The sequence below is a fragment of the Marinobacter sp. es.048 genome (assembly GCF_900188435.1).
Classification (GTDB): domain Bacteria; phylum Pseudomonadota; class Gammaproteobacteria; order Pseudomonadales; family Oleiphilaceae; genus Marinobacter.
On sequence record NZ_FYFA01000002.1, the window covers coordinates 796,122 to 823,099 of the forward strand.

24 protein-coding genes are annotated in these 26,978 nt (G+C 56.6%); 9 read left to right on the forward strand and 15 right to left on the reverse strand.

All coding sequences use genetic code 11. The features are described from left to right. Nucleotides 1-7 precede the first annotated feature (7 nt). Nucleotides 8-1,036: a 2,3,4,5-tetrahydropyridine-2,6-dicarboxylate N-succinyltransferase gene (gene dapD / locus CFT65_RS14700; RefSeq protein WP_088828833.1), complete on the forward strand. Its 1,029-nt coding sequence runs from the start codon at nucleotides 8-10 to the stop codon at nucleotides 1,034-1,036. After that, nucleotides 1,023-2,159: a succinyl-diaminopimelate desuccinylase gene (dapE, locus tag CFT65_RS14705; protein WP_088828834.1), complete on the forward strand. Its 1,137-nt coding sequence runs from the start codon at nucleotides 1,023-1,025 to the stop codon at nucleotides 2,157-2,159. The genes dapD and dapE overlap by 14 nt, the downstream gene beginning before the upstream one ends. Nucleotides 2,160-2,230: 71 nt before the next feature. Here dapE and CFT65_RS14710 read toward each other — a convergent pair whose 3' ends face one another. Continuing rightward, nucleotides 2,231-2,449, reverse strand: coding sequence for a SlyX family protein (locus tag CFT65_RS14710; protein WP_008170396.1), 219 nt, complete (start codon nucleotides 2,447-2,449; stop codon nucleotides 2,231-2,233). Between the two features lie 223 nt (nucleotides 2,450-2,672). Here CFT65_RS14710 and CFT65_RS19475 point away from each other — a divergent pair, with 223 nt between their 5' ends. Further along, a complete protein-coding gene (locus CFT65_RS19475; protein WP_088828835.1) occupies nucleotides 2,673-3,203 on the forward strand; it encodes a cold-shock protein in 531 nt (176 codons plus the stop codon). A 42-nt stretch (nucleotides 3,204-3,245) separates the two neighbouring features. Here CFT65_RS19475 and CFT65_RS14720 read toward each other — a convergent pair whose 3' ends face one another. The 3 genes from CFT65_RS14720 to CFT65_RS14730 form a co-directional block, all read right to left on the reverse strand. Continuing rightward, the gene (locus CFT65_RS14720; protein ID WP_088828836.1) at nucleotides 3,246-3,620 is read right to left on the reverse strand and encodes a hypothetical protein; all 375 of its coding nucleotides are present in this window, start codon (nucleotides 3,618-3,620) and stop codon (nucleotides 3,246-3,248) included. Beyond that, nucleotides 3,592-5,016 carry a hypothetical protein gene (locus CFT65_RS14725; RefSeq protein WP_088828837.1) on the reverse strand — a complete coding sequence of 475 codons (1,425 nt, stop codon included), beginning with the start codon at nucleotides 5,014-5,016 and terminating at the stop codon, nucleotides 3,592-3,594. Before CFT65_RS14725 ends, CFT65_RS14720 begins: the two co-directional genes overlap by 29 nt. Nucleotides 5,017-5,118: 102 nt before the next feature. Next, a complete protein-coding gene (locus tag CFT65_RS14730; protein WP_088828838.1) occupies nucleotides 5,119-5,559 on the reverse strand; it encodes a VOC family protein in 441 nt (146 codons plus the stop codon). Nucleotides 5,560-5,623: 64 nt separating this feature from the next. Between CFT65_RS14730 and CFT65_RS14735 the strand changes: the two genes are divergently transcribed. Then, the gene (locus tag CFT65_RS14735) at nucleotides 5,624-6,523 is read left to right on the forward strand and encodes a DUF1853 family protein (protein ID WP_088828839.1); all 900 of its coding nucleotides are present in this window, start codon (nucleotides 5,624-5,626) and stop codon (nucleotides 6,521-6,523) included. A 3-nt stretch (nucleotides 6,524-6,526) separates the two neighbouring features. Here the strand turns inward: CFT65_RS14735 and CFT65_RS14740 are convergent, their stop codons facing one another. Then, nucleotides 6,527-7,105 (reverse strand): AAA family ATPase, encoded by a 579-nt coding sequence (locus CFT65_RS14740; RefSeq protein WP_228705861.1) that lies wholly within the window; start codon nucleotides 7,103-7,105, stop codon nucleotides 6,527-6,529. Next, the gene (locus CFT65_RS14745) at nucleotides 7,089-7,502 is read right to left on the reverse strand and encodes a TA system antitoxin ParD family protein (RefSeq protein ID WP_088828841.1); all 414 of its coding nucleotides are present in this window, start codon (nucleotides 7,500-7,502) and stop codon (nucleotides 7,089-7,091) included. Before CFT65_RS14745 ends, CFT65_RS14740 begins: the two co-directional genes overlap by 17 nt. A 169-nt stretch (nucleotides 7,503-7,671) precedes the next feature. Here CFT65_RS14745 and CFT65_RS14750 point away from each other — a divergent pair, with 169 nt between their 5' ends. Then, on the forward strand, nucleotides 7,672-8,697 hold the full coding sequence (locus CFT65_RS14750; RefSeq protein ID WP_088828842.1) for an NADP-dependent oxidoreductase: 1,026 nt from the start codon (nucleotides 7,672-7,674) through the stop codon (nucleotides 8,695-8,697). Between the two features lie 34 nt (nucleotides 8,698-8,731). Here CFT65_RS14750 and CFT65_RS14755 read toward each other — a convergent pair whose 3' ends face one another. The 5 genes from CFT65_RS14755 to CFT65_RS14775 form a co-directional block, all read right to left on the reverse strand. Continuing rightward, the gene (locus CFT65_RS14755) at nucleotides 8,732-9,700 is read right to left on the reverse strand and encodes an NAD(P)H-quinone oxidoreductase (RefSeq protein WP_088829575.1); all 969 of its coding nucleotides are present in this window, start codon (nucleotides 9,698-9,700) and stop codon (nucleotides 8,732-8,734) included. A gap of 81 nt (nucleotides 9,701-9,781) precedes the next feature. Beyond that, the gene (locus tag CFT65_RS14760) at nucleotides 9,782-11,521 is read right to left on the reverse strand and encodes a sugar phosphorylase (protein ID WP_088828843.1); all 1,740 of its coding nucleotides are present in this window, start codon (nucleotides 11,519-11,521) and stop codon (nucleotides 9,782-9,784) included. Further along, on the reverse strand, nucleotides 11,518-12,741 hold the full coding sequence (locus tag CFT65_RS14765; RefSeq protein ID WP_088828844.1) for a glycosyl transferase: 1,224 nt from the start codon (nucleotides 12,739-12,741) through the stop codon (nucleotides 11,518-11,520). Before CFT65_RS14765 ends, CFT65_RS14760 begins: the two co-directional genes overlap by 4 nt. A 36-nt stretch (nucleotides 12,742-12,777) precedes the next feature. Then, nucleotides 12,778-13,593, reverse strand: a complete 816-nt coding sequence (locus tag CFT65_RS14770) for an HAD-IIB family hydrolase (protein ID WP_088828845.1) — start codon at nucleotides 13,591-13,593, stop codon at nucleotides 12,778-12,780. 12 nt (nucleotides 13,594-13,605) lie between these two features. After that, nucleotides 13,606-14,544 carry a hypothetical protein gene (locus tag CFT65_RS14775; protein ID WP_088828846.1) on the reverse strand — a complete coding sequence of 313 codons (939 nt, stop codon included), beginning with the start codon at nucleotides 14,542-14,544 and terminating at the stop codon, nucleotides 13,606-13,608. A gap of 75 nt (nucleotides 14,545-14,619) precedes the next feature. Between CFT65_RS14775 and CFT65_RS14780 the strand changes: the two genes are divergently transcribed. Next, nucleotides 14,620-16,074, forward strand: a complete 1,455-nt coding sequence (locus tag CFT65_RS14780) for a protein adenylyltransferase SelO (protein WP_088828847.1) — start codon at nucleotides 14,620-14,622, stop codon at nucleotides 16,072-16,074. A 70-nt stretch (nucleotides 16,075-16,144) separates the two neighbouring features. Here the strand turns inward: CFT65_RS14780 and CFT65_RS14785 are convergent, their stop codons facing one another. After that, complete coding sequence (locus CFT65_RS14785; RefSeq protein WP_088828848.1) at nucleotides 16,145-17,659, reverse strand: fumarate hydratase; 1,515 nt, start codon at nucleotides 17,657-17,659, stop codon at nucleotides 16,145-16,147. Between the two features lie 183 nt (nucleotides 17,660-17,842). Between CFT65_RS14785 and CFT65_RS14790 the strand changes: the two genes are divergently transcribed. Together CFT65_RS14790 and CFT65_RS14795 are read left to right on the forward strand one after the other, a co-directional pair. Further along, on the forward strand, nucleotides 17,843-18,616 hold the full coding sequence (locus CFT65_RS14790) for an enoyl-CoA hydratase (protein ID WP_088828849.1): 774 nt from the start codon (nucleotides 17,843-17,845) through the stop codon (nucleotides 18,614-18,616). A 306-nt stretch (nucleotides 18,617-18,922) separates the two neighbouring features. Continuing rightward, nucleotides 18,923-22,105: a hypothetical protein gene (locus CFT65_RS14795; protein WP_088828850.1), complete on the forward strand. Its 3,183-nt coding sequence runs from the start codon at nucleotides 18,923-18,925 to the stop codon at nucleotides 22,103-22,105. Nucleotides 22,106-22,223: 118 nt separating this feature from the next. Here the strand turns inward: CFT65_RS14795 and CFT65_RS14800 are convergent, their stop codons facing one another. Beyond that, nucleotides 22,224-23,345: a CaiB/BaiF CoA transferase family protein gene (locus CFT65_RS14800; protein WP_172408499.1), complete on the reverse strand. Its 1,122-nt coding sequence runs from the start codon at nucleotides 23,343-23,345 to the stop codon at nucleotides 22,224-22,226. A gap of 195 nt (nucleotides 23,346-23,540) precedes the next feature. On the opposite strand from CFT65_RS14800, the gene CFT65_RS14805 reads away from it, so the two are divergent. Beyond that, nucleotides 23,541-24,560, forward strand: coding sequence for an AraC family transcriptional regulator (locus tag CFT65_RS14805; protein ID WP_088828852.1), 1,020 nt, complete (start codon nucleotides 23,541-23,543; stop codon nucleotides 24,558-24,560). Between the two features lie 10 nt (nucleotides 24,561-24,570). Here the strand turns inward: CFT65_RS14805 and CFT65_RS14810 are convergent, their stop codons facing one another. Next, nucleotides 24,571-25,416, reverse strand: a complete 846-nt coding sequence (locus tag CFT65_RS14810; protein ID WP_088828853.1) for a hypothetical protein — start codon at nucleotides 25,414-25,416, stop codon at nucleotides 24,571-24,573. Nucleotides 25,417-25,421: 5 nt separating this feature from the next. Beyond that, entirely contained in the window at nucleotides 25,422-26,897 is a 1,476-nt protein-coding gene (gene rmuC / locus CFT65_RS14815; protein WP_088828854.1) for a DNA recombination protein RmuC, read from the reverse strand. Nucleotides 26,898-26,978: the final 81 nt, after the last annotated feature.

The following is a 26,978-nucleotide window of genomic DNA, read 5'->3' on the forward strand; positions in this document are numbered from 1 at the left end:
CCATCAGATGAGCTTTGCATTCGGTATCGGTATCGGCACCCAGAACAACCAGGGCGAGTGGCTGGAAGTCTTTTACCAGCAGCCGGTCATGACACCCGATAACACCCTGATGGACGTCATCTCCAATGCCCTGGATTACAAGGGTGGCAACCAGGCGATCAACGCGACCGCCGAGCAGCTCAGCCAGCTCGCCAATGCCTTGCGCCAGATTGGCCAGACAGACCAGGCATCACTGGCAGACAAAGCAGCCAATAGCAAACGCCCGGTGGTTGTTACCGTACTGGAAACGGATGACACAGCTTCCAGCACGCCCGAGGTTTATCTAAAGCTTCACCTGATTTCCCACCGCATGGCGAAACCCCATGGTTTGAAGCTGGACGGCATTTTCGGCCTGCTGCCGAACCTGGCCTGGACCAACGAAGGCGCAATTGACCTTAATGAGCTCTCCGATCGCCAGCTCCAGGCCCGCCTGGAAGGCCGCACGCTGGAAGTGAAATCGGTGGACAAATTCCCGCAGATGACCGACTACGTGGTACCGAAAGGTGTTCGCATTGCCGATACCGCACGGGTTCGTCTTGGCGCCTATGTGGGTGAAGGAACTACCGTCATGCACGAGGGCTTTATCAACTTCAACGCCGGAACCGAAGGCACCAGCATGATCGAGGGCCGGATTTCCGCCGGCGTCATGGTTGGCAAGGGCTCCGACCTGGGCGGAGGCTGTTCCACCATGGGCACCCTGTCTGGTGGAGGCAACATCATCATTGCTGTGGGCGAGAACTGCCTGATCGGCGCCAACGCCGGTATTGGCATCCCCCTGGGCGACCGCTGCAAGGTTGAAGCCGGACTGTACATCACCGCTGGCACCAAGGTCGCCCTGCTGGATGACAACAACGAGCTGGTTGAAGTTATCAAGGCCCGCGATCTGGCCAACCAGACCGACCTGCTGTTCCGGCGCAACAGCCAGACCGGCGCCGTGGAGTGCAAAACCAACAAGTCTGCCATCGAGCTGAACGAAGAGCTGCATGCAAACAACTGATTCTCCAACCCTCGAACTTGCCATTGACCTGATCAGTCGACCGTCTGTCACTCCCGACGATGCCGGCTGCCAGGAACTTATGATGTCGCGGCTGGCGCCTCTGGGTTTTGCCGGCGAAAACCTGCGTTTCGGCGATACCGATAACCTCTGGGCCCGAAAGGGCTCCGAGGGGCCAGTGCTGGCCTTTGCCGGCCATACCGACGTGGTTCCAACCGGGCCGGAGAAGAACTGGGCACACCCGCCCTTTGATCCGGTGATCAGGGAGGGCTACCTCCTGGGCCGTGGCGCCGCGGACATGAAGGGCAGCCTGGCGGCCTTCGTAACCGCATGCGAGCGCTTCGTTGCAAAATACCCTGACCACCGGGGTTCCATTGCCCTGCTGATCACCAGCGACGAAGAGGGGCCGGCCCAGCATGGCACGGTCAAAGTGGTTGAAACTCTCGAGGCCAGGAACGAAAAAATCGACTGGTGCCTGATTGGCGAGCCCTCCAGCACCCACGAAGTGGGCGATGTGATCAAGAACGGGCGCAGGGGCTCTTTGCATGGCTATCTGACGGTGCGCGGCGTTCAGGGCCATGTAGCCTATCCGCATCTGGCCGAGAACCCGGTTCACTCCGTGGCTCCGGCCCTCGATGCGCTGGCAAAGGAGTTCTGGGATAACGGCAACGATTTCTTCCCGCCAACCACATTCCAGATCACCAAACTGGAGGCCGGTACAGGCAGCAACATTATTCCCGGCGAGTGCCTGGTGCACTTCAACTTCCGCTACTGCACGGAAAACACGGCAGAAAGCCTGGAGGAACGGGTGGTCGCCATCCTGGACCGCCACAATCTGAAGTACGACCTGCAGTGGCACCTGAGTGGCCGCCCCTTCCTGACCGACAAGGGCGCCCTCGTGTCCGCCAGCCAGGAGGCCATACGCAGAGTGACCGGCCGGGAAACCGAGCTTTCAACGTCTGGAGGCACCTCGGATGGCCGATTCATTGCACCAACCGGCGCACAGGTAGTCGAACTGGGCCCCATCAACGCTACCATTCATAAAGTGGATGAGTGTGTGAAAGCCGAGGATCTCAACACCCTCTCGGACATCTACGAAGAGATTCTGATCGAACTTCTGGCCTAAAGGTCGAAACCGGACTCCAATAAAAAGGGTCAGATGAAGGCTTCACCTGACCCTTTTTTGATGCAGCGTTATCAGTAATGAGGGGGAGGCGTTTCGTCCTGCTCCGACTTGATATTGGACGGTGAGACATCCTTGAGCTGTTTGTGCAGCAACCGTTTGGCCTCCCACAATTCCCGGATATCCATTTCCTGCTTGGCCACCTGCTCGCTAAGGGTATTGATAACGTCGTCCTGAAAGGCCAGCCGTGTTTCCAGCTCGTCCAGTCGGGTTTCCAGATCGTTCTGGCTCATCGGGTATTGGTACTCCCCTGAATAGTTCTCTCTAGAATGTGATCGATGACACTGCTTATCCCGTTGCTTGGTCAGCACTCGGGATAATCTGGTATCATGCCGCTTTTGCCCGCCAGCTCTCTCGTTTTCCGGGGCACTGGCGGTTTTCACCGGCCGGATGTGCGATTTTACCCGATATCCGGTTTTTATCGTTAGCGTTACAAGAATGGAGAAATTTCAGTCAATGCGTAATCCATCCAAAGCGATCCTTTTTGCTCTCCTGATCGCCATCCCCGCGCCTTTGGTGCTTGCCTTGTTGCTGTCTTTCACACCCGAGCCACTTCGCCTGATCGCTGCAGGCCAACTTGTTGAGGCCCTGGGTAGCAATCGTGGCATCGCCGCCTACATTATCTCTCTGATCGTTTTCGGCATTGCGGGCTTCCTGGCCATTGCGTTGTCAGTCAAGAAACCGGCGGAACAGCGCAGCACGTCCCGGCCGAACAACCGTGCACCCAGCCAGAACCACGATGACGATGATGACGGCTATGACGAAAGCAGCCCCGAGGGCAATGAAGAAGGCACCGTCAAGTGGTTCAACGTCAAGAAAGGCTTTGGCTTTATTGTGCGCGACAGTGGCGATGAGGTTTTCGTTCACTTTCGCGCGATCCGCGGCCGTGGTCGTCGGGTACTGCGCCAGGGCCAATTGGTTCGCTTCAATGTTGTGGAAGCAGACAAGGGTCTTCAGGCCGACAACGTCTCTATACTGAGCGAGTAATCGCCTACTGAAAACAAAGAGGCAGCCCACGGGCTGCCTCTTTCAGTTCCAGACGACCTGTTGCTCGCCCCGGTGGTCCAGTCGCCACCACTTCTCATCTTCTACAGGCTCACCTTCTTTCCAGTCTCCGGGACTGCAGCGAATCTCGGCATCCATTGCACGCCACGCGCTGCGTGCACAGTCCAGATCACTGTTCCAGGGTACCCTGGGGCCCTCGATAATCAATGAGGTAAAACGCTTCCCGAAAGCGCAGGGATAAAGCGAGATCCTCAGCCTCTCGCCCTCGTAGCGGGCAACGCCCTTGATCACCCTCGTTACCTCACCGTCATCCAGTTCCAGTTCGTCGAGATGATTCTCAAGCCATCCCGAAGCCGCACCTGGCTCCAGATCACGAATGTAAATTTCCAGATCCTGCACCCGCTGAATCTCCGTCCTGCTGATTACAATGAAGCACATAGTGAACCGGCCCGGGCCGCGCTGCAACCCAGCGCTCCAGTTCCTGTCGCAAATCTTCAGCACAAAGCTGACGCAACGTGCCGGCCGCTTGTCGTTCGTGCCAGGCCACTTCCGCTGCCACCCGGTGGAGCTGTATCTCTCCCAGCGACGTTTCAATATCTTCGAGCGACTCATTGCGCGCAAGCGCCACCAGGGACTGGCGCCTCAGTGTGTCTGCCTGTCCTGCAAGGGCGACCGCCTCCGTTGGACCTCTGCGGGCAAAGAGATTGAGCCTTGCAGCAGCCCGCTCAAGCCACTGAAGCATTCCCCCCGGGGTGCTGACGCAACGGCTTCGGCGAGAGGCGACAAACCGGATCACCGAGCGGGGAATCTGGATATTCCATTGCTTCTCGATGGCCGCCTGATGTGCGGTCAAAATGGCCTGACGCTGGACAACACTTGAAACCGGCATGTCGAAGATGTCGAGGGTTCGGCCCAGGCGGTGCTGAAGTAATGCGGCTGCACTGCTTTCAACGGGCTCGTCAGGACCCAGCAGAAGAATAGGGCCGGCCCACTGCAACAGTAATTCAGAGGCGAGACCAGCGGGCAGGTTCATCAACGCAATCAGATCTGCGGGTGAGATATTATCCAACACGAGGACCGGCCAGCGTGCACCAACCTCTCCAAGATCGCCCTCTACCGGGCGCCCTGGCAGAACCGGAAGATCACTGGCCATGATTTCCGCTTCACGCCGCAGGTCCAGCTCAACATAATCCTGCTCCAGTGTGGGTAGCAAAGACTGCAGCCACGCCGTTTTACCCGAACCTCGCTCACCACGTACCCAGATCATGGCAGAAGAAGACGCGGCCAGACTGATTGCAACATCCTCTGCAATCTCTATCCATGGGGAATCGGTAACTACCACGGGTGCTCGCTGGAATTCATCAATGGATGGAGGTTCCCGCCCTTCCGATGAGTCAGGCCAGCGGCCGACCAGCTCAAAAACCGCCACATAGGCCTTTTCCTGCAACCGCTCCGCGTGGCGAACCAGTGTCTTCAGCAGTTGCGACCATCCAAGCCATGGTGAATCGCTGGTTTCCCGCGCCGCTGCGAACCAATACATCAGTTGGGAAGATAGCTGCCCTTCGCCACCAACTTCCGTCACTATGGGTTGTTCGCACTGGATGGTGCGGGTGAGCTCGTCCATATCTACCCCGCAACCACGAAGGAAGCGGGCTATGGAGGGCGCTGAGTCAAGCAAAGCGAGCAGGTAGTCTTCAACGGTAATCACCGAGCCACCGCGGCGTTCAACGCTTTCACGGGCTCGTAACAAAGCGGTCTGGCACTGGGGATCCAGGCATCCTTGCCAATCGTCCATCAAACTTCTCCATGTTCTGAATGCATCATCCTGATGCGAAAGCTATTTTGCAGAGCGCTATTATACCACGCTCGAGCCCCTTGCGGCGGCCCGCATCCGGCCTCACCAGGTACCAGTATTCTCCATGCTGGCCCACGGCTCTTTCGGTGGCAGCGCCTCGCCTTTCTGCAGAAGCTCTATCGAAATGTTATCCGGAGTGCGGATAAAGGCCATATGGCCATCACGGGGCGGACGATTAATCGTTACCCCATTGGCTCTAAGGTGCTCACAGAGGGCATAAATATCATCCACCCGGTAGGCCAGATGGCCGAAATTGCGCCCGCCGGTATACTCTTCCGGATCCCAGTTGTATGTAAGCTCAATCATCGGCGCCCGGTCTTCACGGGCACGGGCTTCGTCTTCCGGCGCAGCCAGAAATACCAGGGTGAATCGGCCTTTGTCGCTACTCTTGCGATTGATCTCGACCATTCCCAGCAGGTCGCAAAAAAAATGCAGCGTCTCATCCAGGTTGCTCACCCGGATCATGGTGTGAAGATATTGCATGAAGCCTCCTTCAAAACTCGATTGATCATCGTGCCTTGCCCACAGTTTACGGTATTCTGGCCATATGGATGCAAAAACAACGCCCGACCCTACTCCAGAGCTAACCACGCCGGCGCTCAGACACCTTGCCTGGCTATGCCGGGCGCCCCAGCTGCTTCAGTCACCACTGACGTTTGAGCCGCGCCGTTATCTCCCTGACGATATTGCAGAACAGCTTCAGGCCTGGGATCAAAACCCGGAAATGGCGCCTGCGCTCCTCAGAGAGACGCCCCAGAAGCGGCTCGGCTTCTATTTCGAGCGGCTTTACCGGGTATTACTGGAAGACCTGCTGGGCTGGGATGTTCTGCTGCAGAATCGACAAATCCAGTCCCACGGTCGAACCATCGGCGAGCTGGATTTTGTGGTGCACAATCGCTCTGAAGATCGAATTGAGCACCACGAAATTGCCATCAAATACTACCTGGGGGTTCCGGAGCAAAGCGGGAGAACGCTGTGGTATGGCCCGAATGCCAAAGACCGGCTCGATCTGAAAACAGACCGGATGTTGCGCATGCAAAGCCAGCGAACTGCGTTGCCCGAGGCCCGGGCATTGCTGGCAGAAGTTGGAATTGCAGAACCGGTCACTCCCCGGATATTCATGCCGGGATACCTGTTTTACCCGGCCGGGACTCAGATTACCGCTCCTGATTCCGTGCCTGCCAGTCACCTGCGCGGCCAGTGGCGCTATCTCTCACAGATTGAGCCATTGGACCTTCCCGGATGGGTGGTATTGAACAAGCCCCACTGGATTGGCCCGTGGCGCCAGAAAGAGCCGCCCGCACCTGATGCCGTGACTGCCGCGCTTAATACCATCCAGCGCCACAGCATTCCGCTCTTGTTCGCAAAGCTCAAACAGAATTCCATCAGCGGCTTGTGGCAGGAAACTAATCGCTTATTCGTGGTGCCGGACAGCTGGCCACAGTGAAAATCAGGTATCAATCAGATTTGCTGCCCACTGAGGCAAGCTTTCCTGCAAGGAGCGCCACTGTCCGTCTTCCCAGACCGCGACGCGCACATAGGGTTGATCAAGGCTGGAGTTATCAATCAGGTGCAATTCGTCCGCCAGACCGATGCATTGACGAAGATTCCTCAGAGTTCTTGGAATCCTCGACTCAATCTTGGCTTCAGGGACATTATGGCCGCCGGACGTTACCCGGGACGCCACCCGCGCCTTGTTCAGGGATGGCAATTCCAGGTGGAAGTAAAACAGCCGAACCCGAAATCCCGCCGCTTTGGCAGCTCCGACAAAATCCACTTTGGAGGGATGGGAAAAGACTGTTTCAAAGCAGAACGTCTGACGCTCCTCAAGCAATCGAAGCCGTTCCCTTTCGGCAATCAGGGCCGCTTCATAACTGTGCTTTTCGGGCGCGTCCGGCCAAACGCTGCGGGCAATGTTATCGGCGTTTACGAGGGGAATCTTCCGGCGAGCCAGAAACCGCTCATAGAAGGTTGTTTTGCCGGCACCGTTACCGCCAACCAGCAGCCAGAGTTCAGGCTGCGTTGTCACGGTCACTCAGTGCCTCAAATCGCCCATTGCGAAACTGACCGACTTCCCGGCCGCCATCCGGATATATGGCTTCCAGATAGCCGGGTTTCTCTCCAGACGCCTGATACACCGTACGTCCCCGGCTAATGGAGCGCTCCAGTTCACCGCTTTCCCGGGCCTGATCCACCTCAGCCCAGAGGTCATCACTGGAAACCGACTCGGCCACCACTGGCTCAACCCTCACCTGGCGAATGCCCTGGAGAATGGCGATCAGATCTTCTGCACTCACATCACCGGCGACAGCTCGCCCTATCTCGGCCCAATACTCGATCTGCTTGGGTGTCGAGCGCCGATGGACTGCGCCCTCAGCAGCGGCGTGGCGGACCAGCGTATCGTCAAGACGGACAGCGGTTGTCATGTTGACCTCCAGAGAAGATATCTATTCAACGACACAAATTATCGCATTTGTTGCATATTGCTACAACTAATGTGAATCGCTGCAACTACACCGACCGGGCTAAAAGGTTGACCAACATCGGATTCTGCTGCACCCTAATCTGGTTTCATTATGCAACCGGAGGGAAAAAGTGAGCGAATACAAGAACCGAGCCGTGGTGCTCAAACAGCGCCCGCAGGGCGAAATCCAGCAAGGCGATCTCGTTTTAGAACAGCGTCCTGTCCGCTCCCCCAACGAGGGAGAAGTGGTTGCTCAAATACTCTGGCTTTCGCTGGACCCTTACATGCGTCCCCGCATGAACGATGCCAAAGGTTACATGGACCCCATCGGCATTGACGAGCCCATTGTCGGCGAGAGTGTTGCACGAGTGGTGGAATCACGTTCAGACGATCTCAAGGTCGGCGACCTGGTCACTTGCTATTCTGGCTGGCAGGAATACGTCACCTTCCCGGCCGATGCGCCGATGGTTTTCAAGATTCAGCAACGGGACAACGTGCCTCTGCAAGCCTACCTCGGTGTTGCAGGCATGCCAGGGCGTACCGGTTATTGCGGCCTGATGTACGTGGGCAAGCCGAAAGCGGGCGAAACCGTGGTTGTCTCGGCAGCCTCCGGCCCGGTGGGCACCGTCGTTGGCCAGACTGCCAAATCAGAGGGTTGCAGGGTAGTTGGCGTTGCCGGCGGGCCTGAAAAGTGCGATTTCGTGGTCAATGAGCTGGGCTTCGACGCCTGTGTTGATTACAAGGCGGGCAATCTGGAAGAGGATCTGAAAGCGGCCTGCCCCGACGGCATCGACATTTACTTCGAAAACGTGGGTGGTGCCGTGACGCGCGCCGTAGCCCCGTTGCTGAACAAGGACGCCCGGGTGCCTATCTGCGGATTCGTTTCTGCCTACAATGCAACGGACATGGCCAGTGTGGAAACCCCGTTCCACGTCCTCAAAGCACTGGATCCCGTGCCCGAGCACCGGTTTTTCCTGGTAACTGAATGGCAGGACCAGCATCAGGAAATTACAGACATCCTGGCCTCACGGGTTGCCTCGGGTGAACTGAAGTACCGGGAGACCGTTGCCGAAGGCCTGGACGATGCCGTTGAAGCCTTCAAGGGCATGCTCAAAGGCCAGAACTTCGGCAAGCAGCTGGTTCACATCGCAGACTGACTGCAATACCTGAGACGCGTGTGGGCTGTGTGAATCAGTCGGAGATCTTCAGGAGCACCTTGCCGGTGTTCCTGTTCTCGGCCACATAGGCCATCGCGTCTTCGGCCTGCTCTATTGGCCAGGTGCTATCAATCAGAGGCTCAATCTGGGCGGCTGCGAGCAGTGGCCATACGTGCCGGTAGAGCGCCTGCATCACCTCGCCCTTATCCTCGACCGTACGTGAACGGAGGGTGGAACCGATCAGGCGCTGGCGTTTAACCAGCATCAGGCCCAGATCCACCTCGGCCATCCGGCCACCCATCAGCCCAATCAGTACAATCCGGCCATCAACATTCAGAACCCGCTGATCCTCGGCAATATATTTGCCGCCGACCGGATCCAGAACCATATCCACGCCGCCCCACGCAGTAACAGCATCAATGAAGGAACCCTCGTTCCGGTTCCAGACGCCACTGGCTCCCAGATCGCGGCAAACCTCCAGCTTGGCCTTATCACCGGCGGTGGCGAATACCGGGTTACCAAAGGCTGTTGCCAATTGGATGACGGCCGTTCCCAGACCACTTGCACCCGCATGCAGAAGCACCCGCTCACCCGGTTTCAAGGCCGCTTCGTGATAGAGGTTCAGCCAGGCCGTCGCGAAAACTTCGGGTATGGCCGCGGCTTTTTCCAGCGATAACCCTTTGGGAATGGGCAGAACCTGCACCGCCGGCACCACCACGCGGGTGGCGTAACCACCGCCGGTCAACAGGGCGCAGACTTCATCGCCGGGCTTGAAGTGGGTGACATCCGGTCCGACCGAGGCTATCCGACCACTGACCTCCAGCCCCAGAATGTCAGACGCGCCCGGTGGTGGCGGGTAGACACCCGCCCGCTGCATCAGGTCCGCACGATTGATGGCTGTCCAGACAACCTCGATTTCGACGTGGTCTGCTGGCGGGTCTCCCGGCCCTTCCCAGGAATCCCAGCTGAGGTTGCCCCCGGTTACCTTGATTGCTTTGATCATGTATGACGTCTCGGCCTTGCTCATATGGGCACAGGATACCCTATGTTTTTCGAGCATTGCACAAATGGCGCCTACAGATTATCAGTCGGTAACTTCCAGGTTAGACAGCCACACGCTCTGGTAGGGTTTCAGGGTAATCGAGCCGGAAAGATCATCAATGGTCATCCCGGAAATCAGGTCCTGCCAATGATCGGTGCCGATGAGATTGATGTCGCTCAGAGCTACCTGCTGCACCTCGTTACTGATGTTGTGAATGCAGAAGATGGACTGGTCGCGTCGCATGCTCTGACGCCAGAAGCCGAACAGCTGAAGCCCCAGATGGAGAGTGAACTGGGTAGCGTTAGGATGAAACGCCGGCTGTTTACGACGAATGGCGATCAGACGTTTTAGCTCCTGGAACGCCTTGCTGTGATGGCTCAGGGGATCCGCGAGCTTTTGCTCAAGATCATCCAGTTGCCACTGGCTGCGATTGATGGATCGCAGCCGACCGGTATGCTCTACCCGTTCCAGATCGTTCTCAGTGGCCAGAAGACTGTGGATGTAGAACGCCGGAATGCCCTCCAAGGCTAACATCACTGTGTGGGCGCATAGAAAGCGCTGCAATTGCCAGTGATCCCGGCCAGACTCCGCGGTGCCCTGGAGTGCGTCGTACAGGGCGATATTAATTTCGTAAGGTTGATCGCGGCCATCCGGCGTGCGCCGGTGGGAAACCTTGCCACCGAACGAATCCATGGTATTAATCAGCCGCTGCTTTTCTTCCTCAGTCAGCAGTCCATCCGTCGGTCGCATACCAACGCCGTCATGGGACGCAATAAAGTTCAGATAGGTGGTACCCATCTGCGCCGGCGGCATACTCATCAGCCAGGTTTTCAGGTGCTTGCAGTCACCGGTAACCAGGGTATTGATCAGCAGGGGCGGCAGGGAAAAGTTATAAATGACATGGGCTTCGTTGGCGTTACCGAAATAGGTCAGGTTTTCCCGATTGGGTACGTTGGTCTCGGTAATCACCACCGCATCCGGGCTGTGATGCTCGATCAGCAGGCGCAGGATTTTGATCAGCTCATGGGTTTGCTGCAGGTGGATGCATGGCGTGCCCGGCTCCTTCCAGAGAAAGGCGACGGCGTCTAGCCGGAAAATGATAATGCCGCGCTCCAGGTAGCGCCTGATGATAGAGGCGAACTCGATGAGCACCTTGGGGTTGGCAAAATTCAGATCGACCTGATCCTCACTAAACGTGCACCAGACATACCGCTCGCCATCATCGGTCTGAACCGGGTTCAGCAGTGGCGAGGTTCGAGGGCGCACCACGGCACTCAGATCATCCCGCGGATTACCTTCGAAGAAATAGTCCTTGCCCGGGTCTACCCGTTTACGGAAATTCTCGAACCAGCGGCTACGGGCCGACATATGGTTGATCACCAGATCTGCCATCAGTTTGTAATCCCGGGCGATGCGTTCGATATCCTCCCAGTTTCCGTGGGACTCGTTCACCGCCAGATAGTCCATCACCGAGAATCCATCGTCGGAGCTGTAGGGGAAAAACGGCAGTATATGCACCGACGAGACAGAATCTGAAAGGCAGTCGCCCAGGAAGCGATGCAGTGTCTGCAGCGGCTTTTCTTCCGCCCGCTGAACCGTGTCGGCATAGGTAATAAGCGCCACATCCGATTCGTCCCAGTTATTCTGGTGCGCGGGTGGCGGTGACTGATTGGGCCCCAGCCCCATAGTGGTCAGCAACTGCTCGGCCAGAAAGTCACAGTCGAGCTCCGGATAGACGACATCCAGCATGGCAACCAGCTTCGCTTTCAGAGGCTGGGTCATGGCCGGAATTCCTCATTATCCAGTTCGATCGCCTCCAGCAACTGCTCCTTGATGTCGGGAATGGCGCTTGTTACGCGGTTCCAGCTGGGAATAAAAGGCGTATCCATCGGGTTATCGAGGAAATAGGCGCCCGCCCGCATCACGTTCTGGGCGAACAGCTCTACCGCCTTCTCTTCCTTGTGTCGATCAAAAGTCAGGCCGTTGATAATAGCGTCATTCTGGTAGGTTTCCACGAAATCCAGGGCAATGCGGAAGTAGGTGGCCTTGATCGTACGGAATTTCTCATTGGAGAAAATCTCACCGTTGGTCGCCAACTTTCGGAACAGGGCCTTGGCGATATCCATGCTCATTTTCGATAGTCCCTTGGTGGCATCCTCCGGCGAAAGCTCCTGATGCTTGTGGTCATAGACATCAGCAATATCCACCTGGCACAGACGGTTGGTGGCGTAGTTACGCTTCATCTCGGACAGCACACCAATCTCCAGTCCCCAGTCGCTGGGAATACGCAGATCGTTGATCACATCCGTGCGGAACGAGAACTCACCGGCCAGGGGGTATCGGTAACTGTCCAGGTAATCCAGGAAATCGTTGGGGCCGCAGACTTTCTTCAGGGCACGAATGAGCGGTGTCACCAGCAGGCGGCTGACTCTTCCGTTCATTTTTCCGTCCGCCACCCGAGAGTAATAGCCTTTGCAGAACATGTAGTTGAAGCCAGGGTTGGCCACAGGATAGATAAGGCGAGCCACGAGGTCCCTGGAATACGTGAGGATGTCGCAGTCATGCAAGGCAACAGACTTGCTGACACCGGAGGCCAACACATAGCCAAAGCAGTACCAGACGTTTCGGCCCTTGCCCATTTCCGTCGGCGCCAGGTTCTGCTCCCGAAGCTTAAGGTCAATGTTCCTGAGGCGGGGCCCGTCGTTCCAGAGCACCTTGAAGTTCTGGGGCAGGTCCGAGAAATACTCAAGAGCATGGCGGTATTGCGCCTCGCTTGCGCGGTCCAGCCCAATAACCACCTGATCCAGATAAGGCACCTTACCCAGCTCATGCACAATATTTTTCAGGGCCGGCCCTTCCAGCTCCGAGTACAGGGAAGGCAACACCAGGGACATGGGCCGGGTCTTGCGAAAACTCATCAGCTCCGCTTCGAGCTCCTCAACCGGACGCCGAACCAGGTTATGAAGGGTTGTGATAATGCCATTCTGGTAAAAGTCGCCCATGGCGGCTCTCCTTTTTTATACCTGCACTCGAACGGGTCAGTACCCGTACTCAAACAGGAGATTGAGTACGCACTCATTCCAGCCTTCGGGGCCGGGCTTGAGGGAGCGAATGGCGTGTTTTGCCGAAGGCAATCGAACTTCTTCGCTTTTTATACCCCGGATCACCACCGGTATATCCGCCGATTCCAGCATCTGCTGATCGTTGGGGCTATCACCCAGGGCAATGGTCAACACTGGCCCATCGCCATACTGCTCCCGGTATTGCTCTTTATATTTGTTTTGCAAGAACCGGGCCCCATCGGCTTTATCAAAAATACCCATGGCATGGAGGAAACGTCCGCCCGCCACCAGGCGTAGATCCTCGGCACTCAGAGCCGCTTCAAACTCCGCCAACTCCTGCTCCGAGCCCTGCCAGATTAATGGTTCGGTTCCAAGCCGCTCTTTGGCCCGCCCGGCTGCCGCCGGGTCAAGGCCGGTCTGCGCTGCCAGCTCGGCGCCGGACATGTCAGCAAAGCTCTTGAACCGCGCGCCCTTCTTCCTTTGGGCGCCCAGCACCTCAAGGACCCGATCCCGAGTTGCACCAAAATTCACCACTTCTTCTTCGGTATTGCCCAGGGCGTGGGGCGGAATAACCACGGCTGCACCGTTTTCGACAATGAATGGATCGGTATTTCCAAGCTCTTCCCTCAATGCACGGATTTCAGGCATGGTCTTGCTGGAGTTAAGCACCAGGGGAATATTGGCCGCCTTCAGCCTGGCCAGCGCAGGGCCCGCCGCCTGCCACCGGTAATCGTCATGATCAAGCAGGGTGCCATCGAGATCGGAAAAGATGATCAAATGGGGTCTGGCCATGGCCGGTCTCCGTTAGGCCCCGAGAAACTGCGGAAGGCCGAGGGAATGGTCCTCGGCCACGCTGATCAGAACATCAGCCCTCCCAGGCATTTCAGCGAGGCAGGCACGGGTCACACGCTCATAGTGCATAACAAAACGTCCGACTTCGTCGTCGGTCATAATGCGCAAATCCTGTGCGCCACCATGTGGCTTGCCGCTTTTTGGTGCATTACGGATTTTATTCGCCAGCTTTTGCTCCTGGAGTCGACGCCATTCAAGAACACACTCCATGGAGGGAGCCTTCAACATGACCAGAAAATCGATTTCATCAAAAAACTGTCGGTATTCCCCTTTCAACTCATCGTTGACATAGCTGCGCCAGACGCCGTGAGGATCCTCGTTCGCCTCCAGAGGATTCAGCGGCTCATCAAGCGCACTGTCTTTCTCCGGTCGCGCATCCAGGCACCAGCCCTCCAGAAGAATGACCTCCGCCCTTCCGCCGAAGACAGGCCACTGATCCCGAGGAACCCGGTCGTCCCTGGACTTGTCGAAGGCAGGAATCGGGGTGGCATCTTCAGGCGCTGCACTGCGCAAGCGGTGCAAGACCTGCTGCCCCAGCGCAACGTCGTGGGTTCCAGGCACACCACGGGTTATAAACAACGGGTGTACTCGCTGGGCGAGGTCCTGGCGCTCGGCTCTAGTTAGGTAAATGTCATCCAGGGAAAAATTGGCCGCAGCCAGGTTGCGGTGCCGGAGCAGAATTTCCCGTAAAAAGAGCGTCAACGTAGACTTGCCCGTACCCTGGGCTCCGTGAATACCAACCACAATGGGTTGCTTTTCCGTATCATGGAGTGCACAGATTCGGTCTGCGAGCGGCAGAATGGTCTTTTCTACCGTTTTAGCGTAGGAGTCGGGCAGGCCCTCCTGTTGAATCAGGGCGCTGACGGTTTGTTCTAGCGAGCGATCAGACACGTTGGATTTCCGGTTTAATGGATGACTGGAGAAAGACGGCAGCAGAATTCATACCAATGGGAGTATAGGCGTTTTATGAGTGGCAACGATTTTCGAATAGAGCATCGCTACCTGGAGCTCCCCGATAGCTTTTATACCCGGGTTCAGCCATCACCACTGAAAGACTCTAAGATGGTGTGCTTCAACCACCAGCTCGCCGAACAAATGGGCTTTCGCGCTGATTCCGAATCTGATTGGACCGGTGTGGGTGCAGGGTCAGAATTACTTGAGGGTATGGACCCGGTGGCCATGAAATACACGGGCCACCAGTTCGGCGCCTACAATCCCGACCTGGGCGACGGCCGTGGCCTGCTGTTGTGGGAAACCGTTGGCCCCGATGGACGCCGCTGGGACTGGCACCTAAAAGGCGCAGGTATGACGCCCTACTCCCGCTTTGGGGATGGCCGGGCCGTGCTTCGCTCCACCATTCGCGAATACCTGTGCAGTGAAGCCATGCATGGCCTTGGCATCCCGACCACCCGGGCCCTGTTCATGGTGAGCGCCAAAGACCCTGTGCGCCGGGAATCCATCGAGACAGCCGCGGCAATGGTGCGAGTGGCCCAGAGCCATATTCGCTTCGGACACTTCGAGTTTGCCGCCCACCATGAAGGGCCTGAAAGCGTAAAGACTCTGCTCGAGCATGTGATCTCGCTGCACTTCCCTCATCTGATCAACCTGCCGGATGACGAGCGATACGCCCGATGGTTTGAGGAAGTGGTGGAACGCACGGCAAGAACGATTGCGGACTGGCAGGCAGTCGGCTTCTGCCACGGCGTGATGAACAGCGACAACATGTCCATCATCGGCGACACCTTTGATTATGGCCCCTTCGCATTCCTCGATGATTTCGATGCCGGCTATATAAGCAACCATACCGACCAGGGCGGGCGCTACGCCTACAACCGTCAACCACAAGTCGGGTTTGAAAATTGCCGTTTTCTGGCCACAGCCCTGCTCCCGGTAATGGAGGAGGACGACGTGCGCCGGGGGCTTCGCCGCTATGAAGTGGCCTACAACGAGCGCTTCCTCCAGAACATGCGAGACAAGCTTGGCCTCGCCATCGAAGATGAAGCTGACCTTAGCCTGATCATGGATACCTTCAGCATGATGCACGAGCACCATGTCGACTACACGGCCTTCTTCCGGGCGCTCTCGAATCTGCACAGCCATGGCCATGGGCCGGTGCGGGACCTGTTTGTGGATCGCAGCGTGGCGGACCAATGGCTGGAGCGCTATGAGGAGAGACTCCTGAGCGAAACCCGCGCTCACGATGCGCGGGAGTACGCCATGCGCCGCGTGAATCCGAAGTATGTGCTGAGAAACTACCTGGCCCAGCAGGTCATCCAGGAAGCGCAGAACGGGGATTACGAACCGATGAAAGCACTGTTGAAGGTTCTCGAGCGGCCCTATGACGAGCAACCGGAAAGTGAGGCTTATGCTGCATTGCCGCCGGATTGGGGCAAGCACCTGAATATCAGCTGTTCAAGCTGACTGGATGAAAAGGGAACAAGATTAAAGTCGGGGTCAGATGAAATTTTCATCTGACCCCAGGTTCAGATCTTCAGACCGCCTTGGCAGCAATGATCTTCTCGTGCCACTCCGCAGGACCTGTCTGGTGCACAGACGAGCCGCGTGAATCAACGGCGACTGTGACCGGCATGTCTTCGACCTCGAACTCGTAAATGGCTTCCATACCCAGTTCCGGGAAGGCAACCACTTCCGCATTCTTGATGGCCTTGGAGACGAGGTAAGCGGATCCGCCCACGGCCATCAGATAGACCGCACCGAATTCCTTGATAGCGTCGATGGCCACCTGACCGCGCTCGGCTTTACCGATCATGCCGGTAAGGCCGGTCTTCTCCAGCATGGTGTGGGTAAACTTGTCCATACGGGTGGCGGTCGTTGGGCCTGCAGGACCAACCACCTCCTCACGCACCGGATCAACCGGACCCACGTAGTAAATGAAGCGCCCCTTCAGATCGACCGGCAGCTCCTCGCCTTTTTCGATCATGTCCACCATCTTCTTGTGGGCCGCGTCGCGGCCGGTCAGCATCTTGCCGGAGAGCAGAACGGTTTCGCCCGGCTGCCAGTCCTTCACGTCCTCCGGCGTGACGGTATCCAGATTCACTCGACGTACGTTCTCACCCACTTCCCAGGTAATCTCCGGCCAGTCGTCCAGGCTCGGCGGCGTCTGCAGGGAAGGCCCGGTACCGTCGAGGGTGAAGTGGGCGTGACGGGTTGCCGCACAGTTCGGAATAATGGCCACCGGCTTGTTGGCGGCGTGAGTCGGGTAATCTTTGACCTTTACATCCAGGACCGTTGTCAGGCCACCGAGGCCCTGCGCACCGATACCCAGATCGTTCACCTTGTCGAATAGCTCCAGGCGCAACTCCTCGGCACGATTGGATGCACCGCGCTCCTGGAGATCGTGGATGTCAATCGGATCCAGCAGCGACTCCTTCGCCATTTCCATCGCCTTCTCAGCGGTGCCGCCGATACCGATACCCAGCATGCCGGGCGGGCACCACCCAGCTCCCATCTGTGGAACCATTTTTAGCACCCAGTCCACCACGGAATCAGATGGGTTCAGCATGGCAAATTTGGATTTGGCTTCGGAACCGCCGCCCTTGGCGGCTACGTGTACTTCAACTGTGTCTCCCGGCACCATCTTGTAATGAATGATGGCCGGCGTATTGTCACCGGTGTTCTGACGCTTACCATCCGGGTCCGCCAGAATCGATGCACGCAACACGTTATCCGGATGGGTATAGGCGCGGCGCACACCTTCATTGATGACATCGTCCAGCGGCATCTCGCACTCCCACTGAACGTTCATGCCGATATTCACGAAGACGGTCACAATGCCGGTATCCTGGCACAGCGGGCGATGCCCCTGCGCGCACATGCGAGAATTGATCAGGATCTGGGCCATCGCATCCTTGGCCGCCTGGGACTCTTCCTTCTGGTAGGCCTCATAGACGCCCTGGATAAAATCCTTCGGATGGTAGTAGGAAATGAACTGCAGCGCGTCCGCTACACTTTCAATCAGGTCGTCCTGGCGGATTACGGTGGTCATAGGCGCCTCATCAGCTTGATATCGTTATGTCGTGTCATCAAAAATCGGGAGGCGAAAGTTTACCAGAAAATCGGTTTGGCGAGTGATTCGACAGATGGCGAAGCAAGGATTAAAACCCATGAAAAACGCCACGAGAAAAAGGTATCATCCTAACCAAACTAGAATAACACCGCAGGAGACACCGTGACTGACCTCGTCCTCACCGAAATCAAAGACCGGATCCTCATCGTTCGACTGAACCGGCCAGAGCGCAAGAACGCCCTCACCCACGCTATGTACACTGCCATGGGGGACGCCCTGGAACAGGCCCGGGATGACACCAACATCCGCTGCCTACTCTTTACAGGCACAAGCGAGTGTTTCACTGCAGGCAACGACCTGGGCGAATTTGCCGCCGGCTTGCCCGGTGATTTCGAACAAACCCCAGTCGGCCGCTTTCTTTTATTACTGGCCAGCGCCACCAAACCCGTGGTGGCGTCGGTTAATGGCGCGGCCGTTGGCATTGGCACTACCATGTTACTGCACTGCGATCTGGTGTTCGCGGGCAACAACACAGCGTTCCAGATGCCCTTTGCCAGCCTCGGCCTGTGCCCAGAGGGCGGTTCAAGCCTGCTGCTGCCCTCCTGGATTGGCCGGGTGCGCACCGCCGAACTGCTGATGCTGGGCGGCGCCTTCTCAGCAGATGAAGCCTTTCGACTTGGTCTGATCAACCGGGTTTGCGAGCCTGAACAGACCGAAGCCAATGCCTTCGAGGCCTGCCAACGGCTGGCAGAAAAAGCGCCTGCCGCGATTCGCGCCACCAAAGCCCTACTGAACAAGCCAACCATGGAGGCGCTTCGTGAAACCATGCTCGAAGAGGGGCAGTTGTTTGCGCGGCGCCTGAAATCCCCCGAGGCTGCCGAAGCCTTCCGGGCTTTCATGGAAAAACGGGCACCGGATTTCTCGCGCTTCGAATAAACCTCGACAGTGCCCCAATTTCCCTGTTGCCGAACCTCGACAAACCGTTATCCGGCAACTATTTTTCTCAAAGGCCGAACTCCAATCGTGCGGGGAGGATTCAAACCACCAGAATCACACTTTTGGCTGATCAACACTTGCCATACTGTCGCTATAGTCAGAGATACAGAAATTGGCTCACAGTGCTGGCTACAATTTCAGACAACAGTTTAAGCAGAACAGGCCACTGACAACGGGCTTACCGGATCAGACCGGCCCCGTCAGCTGCCGAACATAACGACACAACAACAGGAAAAGGTTCCACCCATGTTCAAGAAAACTCTAATAAGTCTTGCCGTGGCGTCTTCCGTTGGACTTACAGGCTGCTTTGATAGCGGCGAGACGGGGGCGAATGCCAATCCAACGCCGAGCTACATCGACAAAGAGAATGAATTAGACCAGTACCTGGCAACATTTGAAGGCAAGGTGTGGCCGGTATTCGATCCCATTGCAGGGCTTGTTCCCATCCCGAGTGATCTGAACTACGGTCCCAACGGCGATGGCACCTACACAGTGCCCGACAGCACTCCGCCCGTTACTACTGCGCTGAATTCTCTCAGCGGGGTGTCAACAATCGCGCCCATTGATATCAGAATGAGCGGCTCGATCGACGACAACATTGCAGGGCCCGGCGAACCTGGCCAGAACGTTTTCTTGATCGAACTTGATTACGCCAGTCAATCGCCTCTTCAAGCGCTCAGTGCGACTGAGAGTCCGAATCCTGGTGTGTTTACAGATTTCGTAGTGACGAAAAAAACCCTTTTTGATCCTGACTTGGATAAAGTCACTGACTTTATTCGAATCCTACCGACAAGCCCTCTGAAGCCCGGCAAGCGATATATCGTTGCCATCCTTGATGAAGTGACGGCAAATGGTGAGCCAATTGTAAGCTCCCCCTCCTACACCACCATTGATTCTGGTGACGATTCGCCTGAGGGATACACTCTCGATCCGGGCGTGGACTCTGTCCGGTCTTTGATTGATGGCCTTTGGGAACCTGTAGCGGCCGGAACCATCAACGGTTACAGAAACGTTGTCGGTGGTGACCCCATCACGGAGGGCAATATAGCTCTCTCTTACAGCTTCACCACATCAAATGATGAACAGGTGCTGAAATACATTGCCAACCCGAAATATTGGCTCGGCGATCAGGTTCTTTCTGCTGCACGTCTAGGTATTACCAAAAAAATTACTGGTGCAGCCCGGCACTTTGCCTATTTGAACGACCCTGAGAACAACGACGGGCTGAGCCCCGCAGACTGGGACCTAAATGACGATGGCATCGTCGACTCAACAGATTTTGATGTAAATCAGGACGGCTCGCTCACACCTGCCGACTTCATTATCGCAGATCGGAACGGCGATTCGGTTGTTGACGCTACAGATTTCAATATTGCACTGGCTCCCGGCAGCTCACAAGGCTTTGGCTATGTCGACTTAAAAGCAGCAGTTGATGGCACTCCCATTTCAGTTGCTCTTGACAACTCAGCACTCGAGGGCTGCGATAGTGAAACCTACACTGTCCCCGTGCCCAACGTAGGCAACGTGCCAGTACCCGACCAGTCTCTGTGCGTGGGTTCCATATTCTCTGGCGCCCTCGCAAGTGAGGGCATCACATTACCACAACCGGAATCTGCTGGGTCGGAAGGCATTTCTATTTCATTCCAGGATCAGAATGTTGAGGACGCGGAAGAGGTTTCTGCAGTGCTCGGCTCTTTTGCTGGAGGCAATGTTAATGTCACCCAAGGCTCGATTGCGCTCCCCTACTATCTCGGAGTTCCGGGGACCAACACCGCCTCCGCTGCTGACACTATCAAGAATTCCTCTTGGAAAGCAGATTCCGCATTGGCAGCCAACCTGAATAACTTTCTCGATGGCGCAGGGTTTGATCTGACGCTTCCTCAAGGCACTGGCGCTTCTGAGGTTGTGAATTCATTTTACCCCTTCCCTGAGAAGAACTCCGATGTCGAAGTTCCGATGCTGGTCATGTACCCCAAACTGATTGACGCCGACCAAGACGGAACTCCAGAAACGCCATTCAACCCCCAACAGCAAAACGGCCCCGAAATTCCGGTGGTCATCTACCAGCACGGCATTACTACTGACCGAAGCGCGGCGCTTACGTTTGGTAGTGCTCTTGCCGCTAAGGGGATAGCCGTTATCGCTATCGATCAACCGCTTCATGGTGTCGATGGCACCGTAATTGCGACTGATGATCCAGTGAATGAGCCGACTGACAGCATGACAGGGTGGGCGCTTCTCTTACTAAGCAACGTGGAAAGCACAAACGGTTTGGATGCCGGCACACTGACCACTTCTGGCCTCCCGGGAGCTCTCGTTCAGTCTGCTTTGGCAAATGAGCCTGAAGCATTCCTGGCTGCAGTTGAGTCAATTGTGCGGCCCATCAGTGATGACCTTGCTGATGGACTGACAGCCCAGGCACCTGTACTGCTTCGCACTGTTCGCTTGTCAGGCAGCACCGTTGCAGGCTTGCCTCCAGTCTACACACAGCCTGGGGTGAATCCCGAGGGTGCGACAGAACGCCACTTTGGTTATGGATCAGACCAGTGCAGCGTAGTCACCGCAATGGACTTCACACCGGCAAACTACTCATCGGATGATGCCCGACCTGCTTCCGGAGATCTGTTTATAAACCTCGAGAACTTCATTAATAACCGGGATCTGCTCCGCCAGGGTTCGGTCGATCTGATGACCCTCAGAGCGTCTATCGGTGACATCGCGCCAGGCTTCGACGAGTCGAACGTTTATTTCGTAGGTCACTCGCTCGGCACTTTGAATGGTGGCGCGTTTGTAGGCGCCACAAACGTGAGCAACCGCGAGGACCTGGCGATCAAAGCAGCAAACCTCCTGACGCCAGTCGCGGGCACGGTTCGCATGCTGGAAAACTCACCAGCCTTCGCGCCTACCATTCTTGCGGGAATCAAAGCCGGCAACCCTGGACTGACGCAAGAGGTCTCTTCGCTGCAGACCTTCTTCAATGTCCTGCAGGCAACACTCGATACGGTTGATCCGATCAACTTCGCGGATGAACTCAGTGCAAATGTCCTGTTTTCTCAGATCGAAGGCGATCAGGTTGTCATCAACGATGGAGCGGACACCCTGTCAGGTGATTTCTCAGACACTGTTTGTGGTGCTGAAATTTCTGTAACCCTGAACGGTTCTGTTTCGCCGCTTTCGGGCTCCGCCCCGCTGGCACAAGTAGCCGATGCCAGCACACTGGATGCCAACAATACGCCTGCGGACCTTTCCGCGTTCGTTCGATTCCAGGGAGGCAATCACTCCACGCCAGTTTTGCCGGCTGATACAACCCAGCAAGCGGTATTTGGACAAATGGTTGCCCAGACACTTAGCCTGATTCAAAGCGGTGGCACAACAGCGTCAGTTGTGACCAATTCGCCAGACACTTCTGGCTCCGTCATAACCGATTAAGGAAGCCCTGAAAACCAAAAGCCCCTATGGATAATCATAGGGGCTTTCTTATTTTTTCTTCGATGAACGCTCGCGAAGCTATTCAACAATTACTAAAAACTGACCTCACGACCAACAATCAAAAATAATCCTCGTTATCAGCCCCAAGCACCTTCCCGATCCGGGACGTTTCCGATGGCGTTTTCTCGAACTTGATCGGGAATCCGATCTGCGGCTGCTGAGTGCCGTCTCCCCTATCAACGCCAATCACCATGTCCCTGGCCTTCAGCTGTGGGTGCTCGGCGGCCTCCGAAATGGTCAGAACCGGCTCCACACAGGCATCCTCGTCGGCAAAAATCTCCTGCCACTCCGACAATGGTTTCTCTGCAATCTTTTCTTTCAGAACCGCTTTCAGGTGTTGCTGATGCTCAGGATTCTGGCTCATGGCCAGGCTGTTTACCTCAGAGATTCCCAGGGTGTGGAACAGGCGGGAAGCAAACTGGGGTTCAAGACTGCCAACCGAAAGCCAGCGGCCATCGCGCGTCTGGTAGTAGTCGTAAAAGGAGCCACCGTTCAGCAGCGCGCGTTCCGGCTTCTGTTCCTGGCCACCGGCGAGGCAGGCCGCCCCGGCCATGGCGTTCAGCGCGAACGCGGCATCGGTCATGCTGATATCAACAAACTGCCCTTCTCCGGTCTGTTGCCGGTGAATTACCGCAGCCAGGATGCCCATCACGGCATGGTGAGAACCACCAGCTACATCCGCAATCTGTATACCCATGGGGGGCGGGCCGCTGTCGGCTCGGCCGCAGTGGCTGCTGACGCCCGCAAGAGAGAGATAATTGATGTCATGGCCCGCGCGGTCCTTGTAGGGGCCGGTCTGGCCATAACCGGTAATGGAGCAATAGATAAGACGAGGATTTACCGCCTTGAGGGCCTCGTAGCTAATGCCAAGCCGGTCCATTACTCCCGGGCGAAACTGCTCTACAACAATGTCGTGGTCTTTGACCAGCTCCAGGACTTTCTCCCGGCTCCCCGGCTCTTTGAGGTTGAGACCGAGCGACTTCTTGCCTCGATTCAGAAAACCATGAGCCGTGCTCACCCCCGCATCATGGGGCGGCATCACCCGTGTCAGATCCACCCGGTCCGGTGCTTCCACACGTAATACATCTGCCCCCATGTCCGCCAGCAGCATGGTGGCGTAGGGACCGGGCAACAAGGTACTGAAATCCAGAACTTTCAGCGAAGTCAGAGGACCCGCCATGATGATCTCCTTTTTATTGTCAGAATGGTCCGAATAGCATTCGTTTCCTTCATGCTGCCCGGTTTTGCCAACGGGGCCAACTGCCGGTTCCGTCATTCCGATTGGCCGTTTCTACCAGCCTGTCCGGACGGCTTCGGTTGCATTGTTCTGCCGGGGTTTTATGATGGGTTTCGTTTTTATGGAATGGCGAGCGTGATGTCCGATCTGACGGTTTCGAAGCACTTTGTTCAGGCTGCCCTGGGGGGTGCTGAAAGACTTGGTTTTGATACCCGGGAAATGCTCCGGGAGGCAGGGATCTCGCCCGATCTCCTGCGTATCGAGATGGCCCGGGTCAGCAGCGACCAGTTCAGCCATCTTATGCAGGTGCTCTGGAACCGGATGGGGGACGAGTTCATGGGGCTGGGGCCCCGAAGGGCCCGAACAGGGACCTTCGCAACCATGTGCGCGCTGGTGATTGACTGCCCCAATCTGGAATCGGTGTACCGGCAGGCGTTCCAGTTTTCCCGTCTGTTTGAGCCCATGGTGTCGATGGAACTGGAGGTTGGCGAAGATAAGGCTCAGCTGGTTGCCAGAATGGAAGGCGAAATCAACGACCCGAGCTTTTTCCTGCGGGAGAGCATCCTGGTGATCTGGCACCGCCTCGGCAGCTGGCTGATCGGCCAACCCATCGAGCTTGAGAAGGCCGAGTTCGATTACCCTCGGCCGCCTCATGGCGACGAATACCGACACATTTTCCACTGCCCCCTGGCGTTCGAATCCGACAAAATCGCCCTCACCTTCGACAAGCGCTTCCTGTCTGCGCCAGTTATCCGGGACAAGCCGGAGATGCGGCAGTTCCTGAAGACCTCCCCGGCAGACCTGCTATCCCGCCCAGACGAGAGCAATACATTCACGGGACGAATCCGGGCGCTGATCGGAAGGGATCTGTCGAAGCCGTTGCCGGATTTCGAATGGATTGCTGCGGAACTCCACACCAGCCCGCAGACACTGCGGCGTAGGCTGAAGCAGGAAAATACCTCGTTTCAGGAAATCAAGGATCTGCTACGGCGGGATATGGCAATTTACTACCTGAGTCGGCAGGAACTTCCCATAAACGACATCGCCGCCAAGGTCGGTTTCACCGAGCCGTCAACCTTCCACCGGGCCTTCAAGAAGTGGACCGGGGTGACGCCCGGCGCATACCGGGAAGGCGAGCGCGGCGACCTCTCCGATTGACTCAGGAACCCTAGGGGGCCTGAAGCGCACGGATCAGTTGCCCGAGCGTCTCGGCGATTTCCTGGGCCCGTTCCCGATTTTCGGCCAGTTGAAGCAGGCGGGAACCGTCCCTGGGATCATACACCCAGCAGGTTGCGACAGCCGCCTCGCAACGCCATTCAACTCTGGGGTTGATGCCAAACACCGACATTGGCTCCGTGCTTCGCAGTATCCGGCCCTCTTCGGCGCGTTTTATTTCCTGAATCTGGATTTCTTCTCCCTGAGTGCCAAGACGATATTCAACGTCTGCAGGCCGATCGAGACGGACCACCGCCTGATCTCGGCGCCAGCCGGCCAGCTCCAGCAAGCTGTTGATGTGAAGTGTCAAAGCCTCGCGGTCTGAATCCGCCAGATATAGCTTGCGCAAAGACTCAATGCGGCCCTCACCTGCGGGCTCAATGACCGCGATCTGCTCACTCTCACCGGCTGCCTGCGGCGCCAGGGCGTTCTGCTTTCTGGTCTTTTCAATCGAGGTGATCAGCTGTAGGGATTCCTGGTAATGGGCACCCTCAGCGCCGGCGCGGCCCACATAAGTTTCAAGTGCGGACTGGGCCTCATTCAAATGGGAAGACTGCAGCATCACCCGGCCCCGGTAAAAATAGTAATCGGCTGGTTTTTCCCCTTCCAGTTGCTGCAACCGGTTCAGATACTCGGCAGCCTCGCCCCAGTTCTCCGCAACCACTGCCTCTTCGGTCGCCAGCATCAACCTGCGGGTTTCGTGCTCAGGCGCCAGCGCCAGCGCCGGCCCCGCCAGAAGCATGAAAGCCAGGACGGCTCCCAAGGCAAAACAGCGACCTGTTCCAAATAATACTGCCATGGCATCTACTCCTGCTCGTTATCTGCACCAATCGCCTGTTCCTCTGAATCAGGCAGGTCGTTGTTCCCGGGATGACGAAACTCTTCACCTTCGTCTACTTCGGCCTGATCCATCATCCCCTTCGGCAACTCCTTTTTCACCCGAACACCCAGCTCTACAAAGCGATTCGCCTGGGAGATCAGATTGCCGCGCCCGCGGGTCAGAGTGTTCATGGCCGAATCATAGGTTCCCTGGGCGGTATGCAACTGTGCGCCCAAACGCTCCATTGCCTCGACAAACACCCTGAGTTTGTCATAAACCGCGCTAGCCCGCTCAGCGATTTGTCGGGCGTTCTGGCTCTGGCGCTCGTACCGCCAGATGTTCTCAATGGTTCGCAGTGTTGCCAGTAACGTGGTTGGAGTTACCACAATAATCTTTCGCTCAAAGGCTTCTGCGAAAAGGTTCTCGTCCTGCTGAAATGCTGCTACAAAAGCGGGTTCTATTGGCATGAACAGAAGCACGAAATCCGGCGAATGAAGGCCATGCAGTTGGCTGTAGTCCTTTTCACTCAACGTACGGATGTGATTTCGAACGGCCTCAACATGCTGTTTCAAAGCCTCTTCCCTGACCACGGAATCCTCGTCTTCCGTGACCCACTGCTGGTAAGCCACCAACGACACCTTGGAATCAATGATCAGGTTACGGTTGTCTGGCAGATGCACGATGACATCCGGCCGATACAGCTGATTATCGCTGTCCCGATAACTGCCCTGGGTGTCGTATTCAACCCCCTTACGAAGGCCGGACTTTTCCAGTACACGCTCGAGAATCAGCTCACCCCAGTTGCCCTGGATTTTCTTGTCGCCCTTCAGGGCACGGGTCAGGTTGGCGGCTTCTTCGGTGATCTGTCGGTTCAGGTCCTGTAGTGATTTGATCTCACTGCGCAGGGCCTGACGGTCCCGGGTTTCATTGGTGTACACGTCCTCGACGCGCTTTCGAAAGTCCTGCAGCTGATCCCTGAACGGATTGAGCAGGGTATCCAGGCTGGTTCGTGTCTGCTGGCTGAAACGCTCACTCTTCTGCTCGAAAATCTTGTTGGCAAGGTTTTCAAACTCCTGCTTCAGGGCGTCACGGTTACGCTCAAGCAGCTCCAGCTTCTCACTGGCTGAACGGCGCTCCTTATCAATTGTCACTTCCTGCTCCCGGAGCGACATGCGGGCCTCACCCAGCGCTTCAGACAGCTCTTCCGCCTTTGCCCTCAAGGTCTGACGTTCACTTTCCACCTGCGCCAGGCGCTCTTTCCGGCTCTCCAGCTCCGACTCAAGCCCGGCCAGTCGGTTCTCGAGGCTTGCGGCATGCTGCCTCCAATGTTCGACGTCCTGCTCAAGTCGACCATTCCTGCCCCAAAGCCCTTTCAGAATGACCAGAAGAATCAAAACAACCATCAGCGCCGCCATCAGATCAGGACGGGACAACATCTGTTCCATGATGGCTTCAGGCACCTGGCAATACTCCTGTTAAAATTCTTTTCAGATGAATGATCGGTACGATTCTGCTTGAACACAGTCTAACCCACGCAGGGA